General features: G+C 67.1%; 13 protein-coding genes. 7 read left to right on the forward strand and 6 right to left on the reverse strand.

The genetic code is table 11. The annotated features are described in order from the left end of the window. Position 1: 1 nt before the first annotated feature. The 4 genes from ACO6D6_RS13095 to ACO6D6_RS13110 all read right to left on the reverse strand — a co-directional run bounded on the left by ACO6D6_RS13095 (position 2) and on the right by ACO6D6_RS13110 (position 4,188). Positions 2-709 (reverse strand): FHA domain-containing protein, encoded by a 708-nt coding sequence (locus ACO6D6_RS13095; protein WP_484785686.1) that lies wholly within the window; start codon positions 707-709, stop codon positions 2-4. Positions 710-904: 195 nt separating this feature from the next. Continuing rightward, positions 905-1,924 (reverse strand): methylmalonyl Co-A mutase-associated GTPase MeaB, encoded by a 1,020-nt coding sequence (gene meaB / locus ACO6D6_RS13100; RefSeq protein WP_484785687.1) that lies wholly within the window; start codon positions 1,922-1,924, stop codon positions 905-907. A gap of 65 nt (positions 1,925-1,989) precedes the next feature. Next, positions 1,990-2,970 carry an ATP-grasp domain-containing protein gene (locus ACO6D6_RS13105; RefSeq protein ID WP_484785688.1) on the reverse strand — a complete coding sequence of 327 codons (981 nt, stop codon included), beginning with the start codon at positions 2,968-2,970 and terminating at the stop codon, positions 1,990-1,992. A gap of 30 nt (positions 2,971-3,000) precedes the next feature. Further along, positions 3,001-4,188 carry a type III PLP-dependent enzyme domain-containing protein gene (locus ACO6D6_RS13110; protein ID WP_484785689.1) on the reverse strand — a complete coding sequence of 396 codons (1,188 nt, stop codon included), beginning with the start codon at positions 4,186-4,188 and terminating at the stop codon, positions 3,001-3,003. A 226-nt stretch (positions 4,189-4,414) separates the two neighbouring features. On the opposite strand from ACO6D6_RS13110, the gene ACO6D6_RS13115 reads away from it, so the two are divergent. The 6 genes from ACO6D6_RS13115 (at position 4,415) to ACO6D6_RS13140 (ending at position 9,890) form a co-directional block, all read left to right on the forward strand. Beyond that, positions 4,415-5,020: an acyltransferase gene (locus ACO6D6_RS13115; protein WP_484785690.1), complete on the forward strand. Its 606-nt coding sequence runs from the start codon at positions 4,415-4,417 to the stop codon at positions 5,018-5,020. Further along, a complete protein-coding gene (locus ACO6D6_RS13120; RefSeq protein WP_484785691.1) occupies positions 5,017-6,108 on the forward strand; it encodes a DegT/DnrJ/EryC1/StrS family aminotransferase in 1,092 nt (363 codons plus the stop codon). Before ACO6D6_RS13115 ends, ACO6D6_RS13120 begins: the two co-directional genes overlap by 4 nt. Further along, entirely contained in the window at positions 6,108-7,097 is a 990-nt protein-coding gene (locus ACO6D6_RS13125; protein WP_484785692.1) for a Gfo/Idh/MocA family protein, read from the forward strand. The genes ACO6D6_RS13120 and ACO6D6_RS13125 overlap by 1 nt, the downstream gene beginning before the upstream one ends. A gap of 58 nt (positions 7,098-7,155) precedes the next feature. Next, positions 7,156-8,625: a DUF6056 family protein gene (locus ACO6D6_RS13130; protein ID WP_484785693.1), complete on the forward strand. Its 1,470-nt coding sequence runs from the start codon at positions 7,156-7,158 to the stop codon at positions 8,623-8,625. Positions 8,626-8,722: 97 nt separating this feature from the next. Then, entirely contained in the window at positions 8,723-9,163 is a 441-nt protein-coding gene (locus ACO6D6_RS13135; protein WP_484785694.1) for a GtrA family protein, read from the forward strand. Then, the gene (locus ACO6D6_RS13140; protein WP_484785695.1) at positions 9,156-9,890 is read left to right on the forward strand and encodes a glycosyltransferase family 2 protein; all 735 of its coding nucleotides are present in this window, start codon (positions 9,156-9,158) and stop codon (positions 9,888-9,890) included. The genes ACO6D6_RS13135 and ACO6D6_RS13140 overlap by 8 nt, the downstream gene beginning before the upstream one ends. Positions 9,891-10,010: 120 nt before the next feature. Here the strand turns inward: ACO6D6_RS13140 and ACO6D6_RS13145 are convergent, their stop codons facing one another. Beyond that, the gene (locus ACO6D6_RS13145; protein ID WP_484785696.1) at positions 10,011-10,280 is read right to left on the reverse strand and encodes an HU family DNA-binding protein; all 270 of its coding nucleotides are present in this window, start codon (positions 10,278-10,280) and stop codon (positions 10,011-10,013) included. Positions 10,281-10,757: 477 nt separating this feature from the next. Then, positions 10,758-11,588: an aldo/keto reductase gene (locus ACO6D6_RS13150; protein WP_484785697.1), complete on the reverse strand. Its 831-nt coding sequence runs from the start codon at positions 11,586-11,588 to the stop codon at positions 10,758-10,760. Between the two features lie 69 nt (positions 11,589-11,657). Here ACO6D6_RS13150 and argS point away from each other — a divergent pair, with 69 nt between their 5' ends. After that, complete coding sequence (argS, locus tag ACO6D6_RS13155; protein WP_484785698.1) at positions 11,658-13,292, forward strand: arginine--tRNA ligase; 1,635 nt, start codon at positions 11,658-11,660, stop codon at positions 13,290-13,292. Positions 13,293-13,381: the final 89 nt, after the last annotated feature.

Consider the following 13,381-nt stretch of genomic DNA (forward strand, 5'->3'; position numbering starts at 1 on the left):
CTCACGCCTCCGACGGTGAATGCACCAGCATCCTCGTGTTGCCGATTTCGATGCGGGAACCGTCCCTGAGCTGAGCCGCCTGCACCCGGGACCCGTCTACGACGATGCCATTGGTGGAGCCGAGATCCTCGATGCGGATGGTGCGGTTCTCCAGCGGCCCGGAAACCGAGATCATGGCGTGGCGACGCGACACCCCGGGGTCGTTGACACGCAGGTCGGCGTTCGAGCCGCGGCCGATCACCAAGCCCGGCGGCACCAGCGGGTGTCGCACCCCGCCGACCTCCAGCACCAGCTGCTGCGAGGCCCGTGGCCTGGGGGCGGGGGGCTGATCGGGGGCCGTCGCGACGGCCTGGCTGGTCACCCGGAACTGCCCGGTCGGCAGCGATTGCTCCAGCATGTAGAGGATCTGGATGGATCCGTTGAAGACGTAGGAGCGTTCCGCGGCGTGTGCCCTGAGCTCCGGGATGATCTCCGAGTTCAGGGTTTTGGTGTAGGGGAACAACCTGTTGTAGTCGTGGGGGGAGAGGGAGACTGTGAACACGTTCGGCACCAGCCGCTTGTCGCGGCTGAGGAGCTTGGCCTCGGAATCCAGCTCCCGCTGAATACCCGCCGCGATCTCGACGGGCTGCACGTCGCCCTTGAAGGCGCGGGCGAAAACCTTGTCAACGGCGGCGCCGATCCTTTTCTCAGCGCGGTCGAACACGCCCATTCAGCCTCCTCTCGACGGAACCAGCTTAGAGGACAGGCCAACCACGGTCACCTGACTCGCCTACCCGTGGACCGTGAAACGGATCCGGAGGCTTCGTGCCGCGGCCCGCACGACCGGTCTGACCGGTCCGCGGGGGCCAAGTAGAACCTATCCGTTGCAGTCGGGGACCCGGAAACCGGGTCCCCGTGCCGCCCGTCACTCCCCGGCCGGTTCGGGGGAGGAATGACGGAAGGTGCGGGCGAAGGCCTCAAGGATGTCGGTGGCCCCCTCGACGGCGCTCAGCCTCTCGGCCGCGAGATCCGCCTCCACGCGGGCCGCCACCTTTCGGACCTCCGGGGAGGTGCGCAGCGACTGGATGATCTCCTGCTCCACCATGTTCCACAGCCAGGAGCGCTGCTGGGCCCTGCGGCGGCTGACGAGCTCCCCGGCCTGCTCCAGGTCGGCGCGGTGTTTCGTGACCGCCTCCCACAGCTCGTCCATGCCCGCCCCGGTGTAGGAGGAGCAGGTCAGCACGGGGGGACGCCGCCTCGACTCGTCGCTGGAGATGAGTTTCATGGCGATGCTGAGTTCGCGGGCCGAGACCCGGGCCTCGCCCTCGTTGTCGCCGTCGGCCTTGGTGATGGAGATCACATCGGCCAGTTCCAGGATGCCGCGTTTGATGCCCTGCAGCTGATCACCGGTGCGGGCGACGTGCAGGAACAAGAAGGTGTCGACCATGCCCGCGACAGCCACCTCCGACTGCCCCACACCCACGGTCTCGACCAGCACGACGTCGTAGCCGGCGGCCTCCAGCACCAGCATCGACTCGCGGGTGGCGCGGGCCACACCACCCAGGTGCCCGGCCGACGGTGAGGGACGGATGAACGCCTCATCCCGCATGGCGAGATCACCCATGCGGGTGCGGTCGCCGAGGATGGAGCCGCCGGTGCGGGTCGACGACGGGTCGACGGCGAGCACCGCGACCTGGTGGTGGTGCTCGTCGATCAGTTTGATGCCCATCGCGTTGATGAAGGTCGACTTGCCGGCCCCGGGAACACCCGAGATGCCGACGCGGAATGCTTTCCCGGTGTACGGATTGATCAACTGCAGCAGCTCGTGGGCCTGCGCCCGGTGTTCGGGCTTGGTCGATTCCACCAGGGTGATGGCCCTTGCCACATGGCCCCTGGATCCTTCGACGACCTTGGCCGCCAACTCCGCCACATTGAGATTCCGCATGGGAGCCACCCTATCCCCCGGTCCGTCAGGGACCAGGAAGGGGCCCGTCAGCCCGGGACATCGGGTCAGCGTTCCGACAGGCCCTCGATGCGGTGCATGATGACGCCGTCGTAGCCGAGCATCGCCCAGTCGGACTCGTAGTCGCCGATGCGCGGTTCGTTGGCCCTGCCCTCGATGTTGTTCAGCAGCAGCGACGGGAAGTCGACGCCGCATTCGTAGGCGTGCGGGTAGACGCCACCGAAACGCGGATTGACCTCCAGGATCGACCAGCCCTCGGGGGTGGAGAACAGGTCAACGTCGATGGTGCCGCGGAAACCGCAGCGCGTCACGAAGTCCTCCACGAGCGCGAACAGGGAGTCGTCCTTGAACGACACCGACTTGTCGGCGGTGCCGGCCCGCATCCGCAGCTTCTTCTTCGCGAACATGGCCGCCACCTGGCCGGAGATCATGTCGACGTAGACATCCACGTCCACCGGTTCGCCCGGCAGGAACTCCTGGATGATCAGTCCCGGGGTGGCGGCGAAGGCCGCGTCCAGCTCGCTCCGCGAGTCGATCCGCGCGATCCCCGCGGAGGCCGACCCCGTCCGCGACTTCACGAACAACGGGAACTGCGCCACCCCCGCATCGAGGTCGGCGTGGCAGGCGTCGAGGTCGATCCAGGACCGCGGGGTCGGCAACCCCTCCGCCGTCAACCACTGGTACATCAACCACTTGTCGAAGGCCCGCTCCACCACCTCGGCGGGGGAGATCATCACCTTCGTGCCGACCGCCTCGAACTCATCGACGTGCCCGGCGAGGAGACTCAGTTCCGGGTCCAGCAGCGACAGCGCCACCGAGATCTCCTCGTCGCGGCAGATGCGCAGGATGGTGGGCAGGTATTCGGGGTCGTTGATCAGCGGCACGACGTGATGGCCGTCGGCCGCGTACAGCGCGGGTGCGAGCTCGGAGGCGTCGGTGGCGATGACGCGACCACGACCCGCCAAGGCGCGTTTGAAATAGGTGACGGTCTGGACGCGGCTGCCCGCGGTGAGGATGAGGACGTTCATGCTCCGGTTCTTCCTTCGTCTCGTCTCCGGTCACTGCCAGGTGTTGCCGGCCAGGTATTCATCGACCCCCCAGCGCTGCCTGACGACGCTCAGCGAGGAATCGGCGTGCCGAGCATAGACCCGCGGCAGGTACTGGATGAACAACGGATTGAAGGTCATCGTGTAGGAACCCACCTTGTGGTAGACGATCCGGTCGCCCTCCCGCAGGCGCGGGGCGTCGGTGAGGGTCATGAGCCGGTCGTTGTCCAGGCAGGTGAAACCGGAGATGATCTGGGGGGTGGGGCACGGTTCACCGTCGCTGTGGACGGTGTGTTCGTAGGCCGATTTGCGCAGGAACGGGTCGAGGTTGGTGCGCGACCCGTCGGTGACGACGATGACGTGGTCCTGCACCGGTTTGGTGTCGATGACGCTGGTGTGCAGCTCGAAGGGCACCGCCACCAGGGCCGCGCCCGGTTCGATGATCAGCCGGGTCCGGGCCGGATCGACGGCGTCCCCCAGGGCGTCGCGGATGGCGGTGACGTACTGGTCGGGGGTCGGGAAACGATCCGAGTCGCCCCCGAAGAACCCGCCACCCATGTCGATCCAATCGAGTTCCAGGCCGTGTTCCGCGATGATCCGGCGGGCGGTGCGACCGGCGGAGACGTAGGTGTCGAGGGCCCTCGTCAGCGACGTGACGTGCAGGTGCAGGCCCGCGATCCGCACCCCCGCGGCGCGCATCTCGGCGATCGCGGAGTCGAGATCACCGTTGTCGGCGTGGAAACCGAAACGCAGCCCCGCCGACCCGCTGGCGGTGTGGTCGGGGGCGTCGCGATCCACGTCCCAGTTGACGCGCAACCCCACCGAGTCGACGCGTTTCCCGGCGGCGACCCGCTCGGCCACCCAGCGCAGCTCCCGCCGCGAATCGAGATTGACCATCGCCCCCGCGTCGAAGGCCTGAGCGAGCAGCTCCCGGGTCTTCACGGGCCCGTTGACGATCACCTCGGCGGGAGCGTGCCCGACTCGCAACGCCAGCTGCCACTCCTCCTCGGAGACCACCTCGGCGGGCACCCCGTTGCGTCCCATCCACGCCACCAGCCACGGCAGCGAGTTCGTCTTCACCGAGTAGGACAGAACGGCCCCGGGCCACCCGCGGTCGAGGGCGTCGCGGAACGAACCCACCTGCTTTTTGAGCAGGTTCTCGTCCACCACGAACGCCGGGGTCTCGATTCTGTCGTCCATCTTTGTCTCCTCGTCGGGGAACTTTTCCTGCGAAGATCCTACGGGCGGGTCGCGGTTGCGCGTCTTTCAAGGAGTGGTGCGACCCGGATGGGGACACCGGGTCGTTTCCCGGGTATCGGGCGGTGAACGCCGGTTGATGTTTTTATGGCGCCGTTCACGTGGTTATCGGGAAGCGATCCTGGGGCTAGACTGCTGCCCGAAACCAAGTGATTGAGAGGCGGACCCCATGGCAGAACCCCGCATTCTTCCGTCGGCTGACCTGGATGACGACGTCCGGATCGGTGACGGCTCGTCGATCTGGCATCTCGCCCAGGTGCGAGGCGGCGCCGAGATCGGTGAGAACGTGATCGTGGGCCGGGGGGCCTACATCGGCAGCGGTGTTCATGTCGGGAACAACTGCAAGATCCAGAACTACGCCCTCGTCTACGAACCCGCGCACCTCGAGGACGGGGTCTTCATCGGCCCTGCCGCGGTGCTTACCAACGACACCTTCCCGCGCGCCGTCAATCCCGACGGCACTTCGAAGAGCGCCCACGACTGGGAACCGGTCGGGGTGACCCTGAAGCGCGGCAGCTCCGTGGGCGCGCGCGCCGTGTGCGTAGCCCCCGTCACGATCGGCGAGTGGGCGACGGTTGCCGCCGGCTCAGTCGTCACCCGTGACGTTCCCGCCCACGCGCTGGTGGCCGGGGTTCCGGCCCGGCGCATCAAATGGGTGGGCCGCTCCGGTTTCCCACTCGAGGAAACCGGCCCGAACACATTCCGTGACCCGCACACCGGCGACGAATTCGAGCAGGTGGGCGAGACCCTCAACCTCGTAAAGGAAGCCCGATGACCCAGTCCTTCATTCCCCCCGCAAAGCCGATCATCGGCGACGAGGAACGCGCCGCCGTGGACCGTGTGCTGCGTTCCGGCATGATCGCCCAGGGACCTGAGGTTGCGGCCTTCGAGACCGAGTTCTCCGAGCACTTCAAGCTCGGCCGCGCCTGCGTCGCGGTCAACTCCGGCACCTCCGGTCTGCACCTCGGCCTGCTGTCCTGCGGGATCGGCGCGGGCGACGAGGTGATCGTGCCCTCGTTCACCTTCGCGGCCACCGCCAACTCCGTCGCCCTGACCGGCGCCATCCCGGTGTTCGCCGACATCTCCGCCGACGACTTCACCCTCGACCCCGCCTCCGTGGAGGCCTCCATCACGGAGCGCACCAAGGCGATCATGCCGGTTCACCTGTACGGCCACCCCGCCAAGATGGACGAACTGCGCACCATCGCCGATTCGCGCTCGCTGCTGCTGTTCGAGGACGCCGCCCAGGCGCACGGAGCCTCCCTGGGTGGCACCCCGGTGGGTGCCTTCGGTGAGTTTGCGATGTTCTCGCTGTACCCCACCAAGAACATGACCTCCGGTGAGGGCGGCATGGTTTCCTGCGCCGATGCCACCATCGAGCGCAACATCCGGCTGTACCGCAACCAGGGGATGCTGCAGCAGTACCACAACGAGGTCGTCGGCCTGAACAACCGCATGACCGACATCCACGCCGCCATCGGCCGGGTGCAGCTCACGAAGGTCGCCGCCTGGACGAAGGCCCGCCAGGAGAACGCCGCGTTCCTGTCCGCGAACCTGGAGGGCGTCACCCCGCCGCCGATCGCCGACGGCGCCGTCCACGTCTTCCACCAGTACACCGTCCGTGTCCCCGAGGACCGCGACGGCCTTGCGAAGGCGCTGAAGGAGGAGTACCAGGTCGGTTCCGGGATGTTCTACCCCGTCCCGAACCACCGCCTGAAGCCGTTCCAGGCGCCGGTGGAGCTGCCGGAGACCGAACGTGCCGCCAAGGAGTGCCTGTCGCTGCCGGTGCATCCGTCGCTGAGCCAGGAGGACCTGGAACGCATCGTGACCGCCGTCAACACTCTCGCGAAGGCCGGTGCCTGATGAGCAACCTGCGTGCCGGCCTCATCGGCCTCGGAATGATGGGGCGTCACCACGCCCGTAACCTGCGCGCCATCGACGGGGTTGACCTCGTCGCGGTGGCCGACGCCCAGGGTGACCCGCACGGGGTCGCCGGGGACCTTCCCGTACTGCCCGACGTCGACGCCCTGCTGGATCAGAACCTCGACTACGTGGTGATCGCGGCGCCGACCATGTACCACGAGGAGATCGGCCTAAAGGTGGCCGAGGCCGGCGTGCATGCGCTCATCGAGAAGCCCCTCGCGAAGACCTTCGAGGATGCCCAGCGTCTGGTCAGGGCGTTCGCGTCGAAGGGGCTTGTCGGGGCCGTCGGCCACATCGAGCGCTACAACCCGGCGCTGCAGGAGCTGCGGAAACGCCTCGAAGCCGGTGAACTGGGTGACCTGTACCAGATCTGCACCCGCCGTCAGGGCCCGTTCCCGGCGCGCATCGCGGATGTCGGGGTGATCAAGGACCTCGCATCCCACGACATCGACCTGACCGCGTGGGTCACGCAGCGCAACTACGAGCTGGTCGCGGCCCGCACCATGTTCAAGGCGGGACGCGAGTACGAGGACATGGTCTCGGCCACCTGCCAGCTCTCGGGTGGCCTGATGTCCAACCACCTCGTCAACTGGCTGACCCCCACCAAGGAGCGGTTGACCATCGTGACGGGCGAGAAGGGCATGTTCATCGCGGACACCCTCGCCGCGGACCTGACGTTCTACGCCAACGGACGCATCGCCACCACCTGGGACGACATCGCCCAGTTCCGGGGTGTCGCGGAAGGCGACATGACGAGGTTCGCGATCGCGAAACCGGAGCCGCTGCGCACCGAGCACGAGAACTTCCGTGACGCCATCCTCGGCCGCGACTCCGACGTCGTCACGCTGGAGCAGGGCGCCCAGGTGGTTCGGGTCTGCGAAGCGATGATCGAGTCGGCCGCCACGAACCAGTTCGTTGACGTCCGCTGAACCTGGCACGTCCAGTTCCCGGTCCCGGTGGCTCGTAGCAGGGGCTGCCGGGGCCAGCGTGCTGGCATGGTGGTTGCTGCACCGTTGGTGGTTCATGTCCGGCGACGACTACCTGCTGGTCACGCAGGCCGGGGACGTCGCCGGGAGGTTCTCGTTCAGCGACTGGCTGGGGTTCCTGGCTCGCGAGTGGGGTGAGGTCAACGGCCGCACCTCCGACAGCCTGCTGCGTGCAGTGTTGCGGCCCGGTCCCTGGTTCTATCCGCTGTTCGCGCCGTTGATGCTGACCGCCACCGGCTTGGCTGTGGGTGCATGGCTGGCGGCCACCCGCCGCCGCGGCGACCGCGCGTGGCTCTATCCGGTGGGGTTGCTGGTTGTTCCGTTCCTGCTGTGGCTCAACCCCCAGTTCTCCGGTGACGCCGTGTTCTGGACGGCGGGGGCCATGAACTACGTCCTGCCGCTCGGCGCGGCGGCCGCGGGGCTGGCCGGCATGGTGCGGGTCCTGGGCGGCGATGACCCTCCGTGGTGGTTGGTTGGGCTGACCGCCGCCGGTTTGGCGTTGACCGATTCGCTGCAGGAGATCGTCTCGGGCGCCCTGGCGGCGGTGGCCTTCGTGGTGATCGTCACCGCCCGCGGCAGGCTGCCCGTCAAGGCGTGGGTGTTGACCGGCGCCTCGCTGGCGGCTTTCGCCGTCCACATGTGCGCGCCGGGCCTGTGGTTGCGCAGCGGAAGGGTGACGGACAACGCGGGGAGTGGCTCCGTCATTGAACGGCTGATGCACTCCGTCGCCGTCTCCTTCAGCGTGTTTTGGGGACGTGTCTTCTGGATCTGGCTGGGGCTGGCCGTGGTTCTGGTCTGGCTGGGGTTGACCGCGCGTCGCCGGGGTTGGTTGCCGCTGGCGGCGGCCGCCGGGATCGGTGTTCTCGGCCTGGTGGCCACCGCCTATACCTATCGCGCTCCCGCCGGTGACGACACCGGACAGGCGCTGCCCCCGCAGGCCGCGCCGTTCGCGGCGCTGCTGCTGGTGCTGCTTCCGGTGGCGTTCCTGGTGGTGTGGGTGGTGCTGGCCCGCGACCGCGAACGATTGGGCTGGGTCCCGGTGGTGGCCTGGGCCGGGTTCGTCGGTTCCAACGTGTTCGTCCTCGGCAGCGGAGTGGCCGGGGACCGTGTCCATTTTCTGCCCGCCGCGTTGCTGCTGGTCACGGTGTTGTCGCTGGTCTCCGCCCTGACCCGGGATCTGTCGGGGCGGGCGCGCACCGGGCTGGTGGGGGTCGCGTGGCTGCTGCTGGGGCTGCCCTCGGTGAGCTGGGCCGACAGCGCCTGGGTTGGGTTGCAGGCCAACCAACGGTTCGTCGAGACCGAGATCATCCAACCTTTGAAGGCTGCTGCTCCGGGCAGTGAGGTCGTCGTGCCCAACAACCTCCCGGTCCCGGCGATGTCCTACGGCTTCGCCTTCCTCATGCCCCGCTACGAGGAGGCCCTGAAGGTCTACTACGACCTGCCACGGGATCTCCGCATCACCAACCCGTGACCGGACGTTCGGTTCCCCCGGGGCCGCGGATTGCTGGGTTAGACTTGGGCGTCGCTCCGCAAGAAGGTCGGATCGGGAGTCTTGGTGAAGGATTGATTTGAGTATTTTCAGGGTCCTGAGCAGTGGCGCTTTGCGCTATCTGGTGGCCGGGGGCCTGGCCTTCGCTTTCAACGTCCTGCTCCTGAACATTTTCCGGGAGGCCATCGGGCTTCCCACGAGCCTCTCCGCACTGCTGGCCTTCTGGGCGTCCTTCTTCTTCACCTATTCCCTGCAGCGCATGTTCGCGTTCCGTTCTCAGGCCTCGGTGCGGGCATCGTTGTTCCGCTATTCGGTTCTTGTCGCCTTCAATTCCGTCGTCGTGGCGTGCATCGTGACCGTGTGCCACGACGTCCTAGGTCTGGGGTTGGGGTCCTCCCAGCTCGTCGCCACCGCCATCACCACCGTGTGGAACTACTTCGCCTACAAACACTGGGTGTATGCGAGGCGGTCGTCCGCGACGGAGACGACGGAACCGGTGGAGGTCAACGCGGGTGAGTGACGTCATGCCGGGGCTGTCCATCGTGGTGCCCGCGCACAACAGCGGTCCGCGCCTGCGGGAGACGCTGCAGCAACTGGTGCGGGAGCTGGGCCGTGACGACGTCGAGGTCATCATCGTGGAGAACGGATCCTCCGACAACACCTGGGAGATCGCAGGGGATCTCGCCCGGGGGTCCTGGGGGTTCCCCGTCCGGGCCTTCCAGTCCGAGGTGGGGCTCGGCGCCGCCTACCTGAAGGGGGCCTCGGAAGCGAGGGGAGAAGTGGTTCTTCTCACCGCCGACGACCTCCCGTTCGGTGTCACGGACATCCGTTCCTGGGAGTCGGCCGGTGATCCGTCGGCCCTGGTGATCGGCTCCAAGGCCCATCCGGGAAGCAAGGTTCCCAGGTCGAGGCTGCGGGCCGTCATGTCGTGGGGATACCGTTTCCTGCGCGGGGTGATCCTGGGCATGACCGTGGGGGACTGCCAGGGAACCCTGTTCGTCAACATGACCTGGCTGCGGCGTCGCATCCCCCTGCTCCGGGAACACGGCTACCTGATGAGCACCGAGATTGTTCATCTGGCGCAGCTGGACCGGGTGCGTGTGGTCGAGGTCCCTGTTGTCCTCCAGGCCGGTCACGAACGCGGCGCGACCCGGATCAGGCTCGCGGACGTCTGGGACATGGCGGCCGGGCTCGTCAGGCTCCGCCGACGCCGTCGCGCGCTCCGTGTGGCCCTCAAGGAGTCCTGAACTGCACCGGGTTCTTGTTGTGCCGAGCTCTATTGACGAAATCCCCGGGCCCGGGGGCAAGAATTGAAACGCCGCCCCCGAAATGGGTGCGGCGTTTCATGCAGCTCGATTTAAGAAGGCTCAGAGAGCGTTCTTCAGGGCACTGGCCGGGGAGAACTTCGCGACGCGGCGGGCCGGAATGGTCATGGCCTTGCCGGTGGCAGGGTTACGGCCCTCGCGCTCGGCGCGCTGAGTGGTGGAGGCGGTGAACACGCCGGGAAGCTGGATCTTCTTGTCGGCGACGAGTGCCTCGGTGATAACGGCACCGAAGGCGTCGAGCGCTGCCTCGGCCTGCGCGTTGGTGAGCCCGGCCTTGGCCGCTATGGCCTGGATCAGTTCACGCTTTGTCATTGGTGTCTCCTTAAAGGACTTTGAGTATGCGAACATACTTTGGCCGATGTCGGGGGGATGTCAAGCCAAGACGCACCGAAACCCGCAGATATGGCCATTCGGACGGCAGGAACCCCCCGGATTGGTTACCAGATCGAGACCCTCCTGCCCATTCCGTAATATCTCCAGCCGGATTCCTGTCACAGTTTGGGGTCGAGCACATTACGGTCGTCGATGATGGCAGGAGGATGCGGCGATTCCTCTCAGACCCACCGGATCCAGACAGAGAAATTCCTTCCACGAGGTGAGCAGCAACACCGCATCCGCCCCTGTCAGGGCCTCCTCGACGGTGTCGCAGACCCGCATCCCGGTCCCGGCTCAACCGGCTTGACTCTTCCTGGAGGTGGTTGAGCCGGTCTGCGAGCGTCGGCGAGCTGGCCGTGTCGAAACCAGGGTGAGGTGTCTGGGGACTTTGGGTTCCGGTTCGGGAGCGACCTCTCAGGTCATCTCGAGGGTGGCGGGGTCGGGGCCGATGCGGTTGCCGGTGTTGAGCGCGTCGATGGCCGCCCGATCCTCCGCCGACAGTTTCACATCGAGGGCCGCGAAGTTCGATTCGATCCGTGCAGGGGTCTTCGACTTCGGGATCACGACGAAACCGCGGTCCAGGTGCCAGCGGATGACGACCTGCGCCGGGGTGGCGCCGAGCCTTTCGGCGATGCGGGTGATGACGGGATGTTCCAGATCGGCGGCCTGTCCCAGCGGCGACCAGCTCTCCACGGTGATCCGCAGGTCCGAGCAGTGGTTGATCAGGTCGTCGGGCTGGAAGGTGGGGTGCAGCTCGATCTGGTTCACCACCGGGGCGATGCCGGTCTCGTCGACGATGGTGTCGAGATGCTCGGGCAGGAAATTGCACACCCCGATGGAGCGCACCAGGCCTTCGGAGCGGAAATCGATGAGCTGTTCCCAGGTTTCCACGTACTTGCCGAGCGCGGGGCAGGGCCAGTGGATCAGGTACAGGTCGACGTGGTCGAGGCCTAGTTTCTCGAGGCTTCGTTCCAGACCGGAGCGGGCCAGGTCGCGGCCCTGGGTCTTGTTCCACAGCTTCGTGGTGACGAAGATCTCGTCGCGCGGCAGCGAGGACGCGGCGATCGCGCGTCCCACACCCACCTCGTTGCGGTAGATCGCAGCGGTGTCGACGTGCCGGTACCCGGCCTCCAGGGCGTGGCTGACGGCGGCGGTGGCTTCGTCGTCGGTCATTTGCCAGACCCCCAGGCCGAGCTGGGGGATGGACTTGCCGTCGTTCAGTGTGATGGGCGGAGCGCTTGTCATGAACCCAATTGAACACCCTGACCGAAGGGGTCGGCATCATCTCCGGTCAAGGGTGAGAGAATGTCCCCCATGCAATCGCTGCCTGCTCTGCTCGATGCCCGTCTGCGCGCCGTCACGGGGGTGGACCCGGAGATGCGGCCGGCCACGAAACCCCAGTTCGGGCACTTCCAGTCCAACGTGGCGCTGCGCCTCGCGAAGGAGCAGAAACGACCTCCCCGCGAGGTCGCGGCGGACATAGTCTCAAGGCTTGACATCTCCGACCTGTGTGAGCCCCTGGAGATCGCCGGGCCGGGGTTCATCAACTTCCGCATTCGCGCCGACGTTCTCGCCCAAGCTGCCACCGCGGTGCTCGAGGATCCGCATCACGGGTTGAGTCGCACCTCGCATCCGCAGCGGGTCGTCATCGACTACTCGGCGCCCAACGTCGCCAAGCAGATGCACGTCGGGCACCTGCGCACCACCATCATCGGTGACTGTTTCAACCGCATCCTCACCGCCCTGGGGCACGAGGTGATCCCGCAGAACCACATCGGCGACTGGGGCACCCAGTTCGGGATGCTGGTGGAACACATCATCGAGACCGGCACCGACGTCACCACCCTCGACCTTGCCGGCGCGGAACAGCTCTACAAGGACTCAAAGAAACACTTCGACGAGGACCCCGACTTCGCCGCCCGCGCCCGAGCGCGTGTCGTGAAGCTGCAGAGCGGTGACGAGGAGACCCTCGCGATCTGGCGGCAGCTGATCGCGGTGTCCCTGGCCGGTTTCAACGCCGCCTACCAACGCCTCGGGGTGCTGCTGACCGACGCGGACCTGGCGGGCGAGTCGACCTACAACGACGCCCTGCCGGAAGTGGCCGCCGACCTGGCCGAGCGCGGCATCGCCGTCGTCGACGACGGGGCGCTGGTGCTGTGGGTCGAGGGTTTCGACGCGCCGCTGATCATCCGCAAATCGGACGGCGGCTACGGCTACGACACCACCGACATGGCCGCCATCCGGCACCGGGTCCGCGAACTGAAGGCCGACCGGATCATCTACGTCACCGATGTGCGCCAGTCGCAGCACTTCCAGGAACTCTTCGAGGCCGCCCGGAAGGCCGGCTACCTGCCCGAGGACGTCGAGGCGCAGCACGTCGGCTACGGCATGGTGCTCGGTCCCGATTCGCGTCCGTTCAAGACCCGCGACGGCGGGACGGTGTCGCTGACGAGCCTGCTCGACTTGGCGGAGCAGGAGGCCTCACCCGAGATCGCCCTGGCGGCCATCAAGTACGCCGACCTGTCGGGTGCGATCCACAAGGACTACGTCTTCGACGCCGAACGGATGGTGCAGACCACCGGCGACACCGGACCGTACCTGCAGTACGCGCACGCCCGGATCTGCCAGATCCTGCGCAAGGCCGAGGCCGAGAACATCGGCTGGGGGGCGGTCGTGGTGTTGGAGGACCCGGCCGAGCAGACCCTCGCGCTGGTGCTGAGCCGCTTCGGTGAGGTCGTCGACGAGGTGGCCCGTGCCCTCACCCCTCACAAGTTGTGTGGGTACCTCTACGAACTGGCCGGTGCCTTCTCGGCCTTCTACGAGGCCTGCCCGGTGCTGCGTTCCGAGGGGGAGGTGCGCTCCTCGCGTCTCGCACTCGCGGCAGCCACCCGCGAGGTACTCGCCCAGGGCCTCCACCTCCTCGGAATCGAGGCCCCCGACCGCATGTGAGATCCCACCCCGAAGCCGGTTGAGCCGGGGAGCGACGAAGGAGCGGCCCGAGTCGAAACCACCCCCCCCCGCCTCGTCCCGCCCCGCCC

The organism is Arachnia sp. (assembly GCF_057238465.1).

Bases quoted from the DNA above. Each gene is read 5' to 3' on its own strand.
- ACO6D6_RS13145 (WP_484785696.1), bottom strand. From the start codon at position 10,280: ATGACAAAGCGTGAACTGATCCAGGCCATAGCGGCCAAGGCCGGGCTC.
- ACO6D6_RS13115 (WP_484785690.1), top strand. From the start codon at position 4,415: ATGGCAGAACCCCGCATTCTTCCGTCGGCTGACCTGGATGACGACGTC.
- meaB (WP_484785687.1), bottom strand. From the start codon at position 1,924: ATGCGGAATCTCAATGTGGCGGAGTTGGCGGCCAAGGTCGTCGAAGGA.
- ACO6D6_RS13105 (WP_484785688.1), bottom strand. From the start codon at position 2,970: ATGAACGTCCTCATCCTCACCGCGGGCAGCCGCGTCCAGACCGTCACC.
- ACO6D6_RS13120 (WP_484785691.1), top strand. From the start codon at position 5,017: ATGACCCAGTCCTTCATTCCCCCCGCAAAGCCGATCATCGGCGACGAG.
- ACO6D6_RS13095 (WP_484785686.1), bottom strand. From the start codon at position 709: ATGGGCGTGTTCGACCGCGCTGAGAAAAGGATCGGCGCCGCCGTTGAC.
- ACO6D6_RS13150 (WP_484785697.1), bottom strand. From the start codon at position 11,588: ATGACAAGCGCTCCGCCCATCACACTGAACGACGGCAAGTCCATCCCC.
- ACO6D6_RS13110 (WP_484785689.1), bottom strand. From the start codon at position 4,188: ATGGACGACAGAATCGAGACCCCGGCGTTCGTGGTGGACGAGAACCTG.
- ACO6D6_RS13125 (WP_484785692.1), top strand. From the start codon at position 6,108: ATGAGCAACCTGCGTGCCGGCCTCATCGGCCTCGGAATGATGGGGCGT.
- argS (WP_484785698.1), top strand. From the start codon at position 11,658: ATGCAATCGCTGCCTGCTCTGCTCGATGCCCGTCTGCGCGCCGTCACG.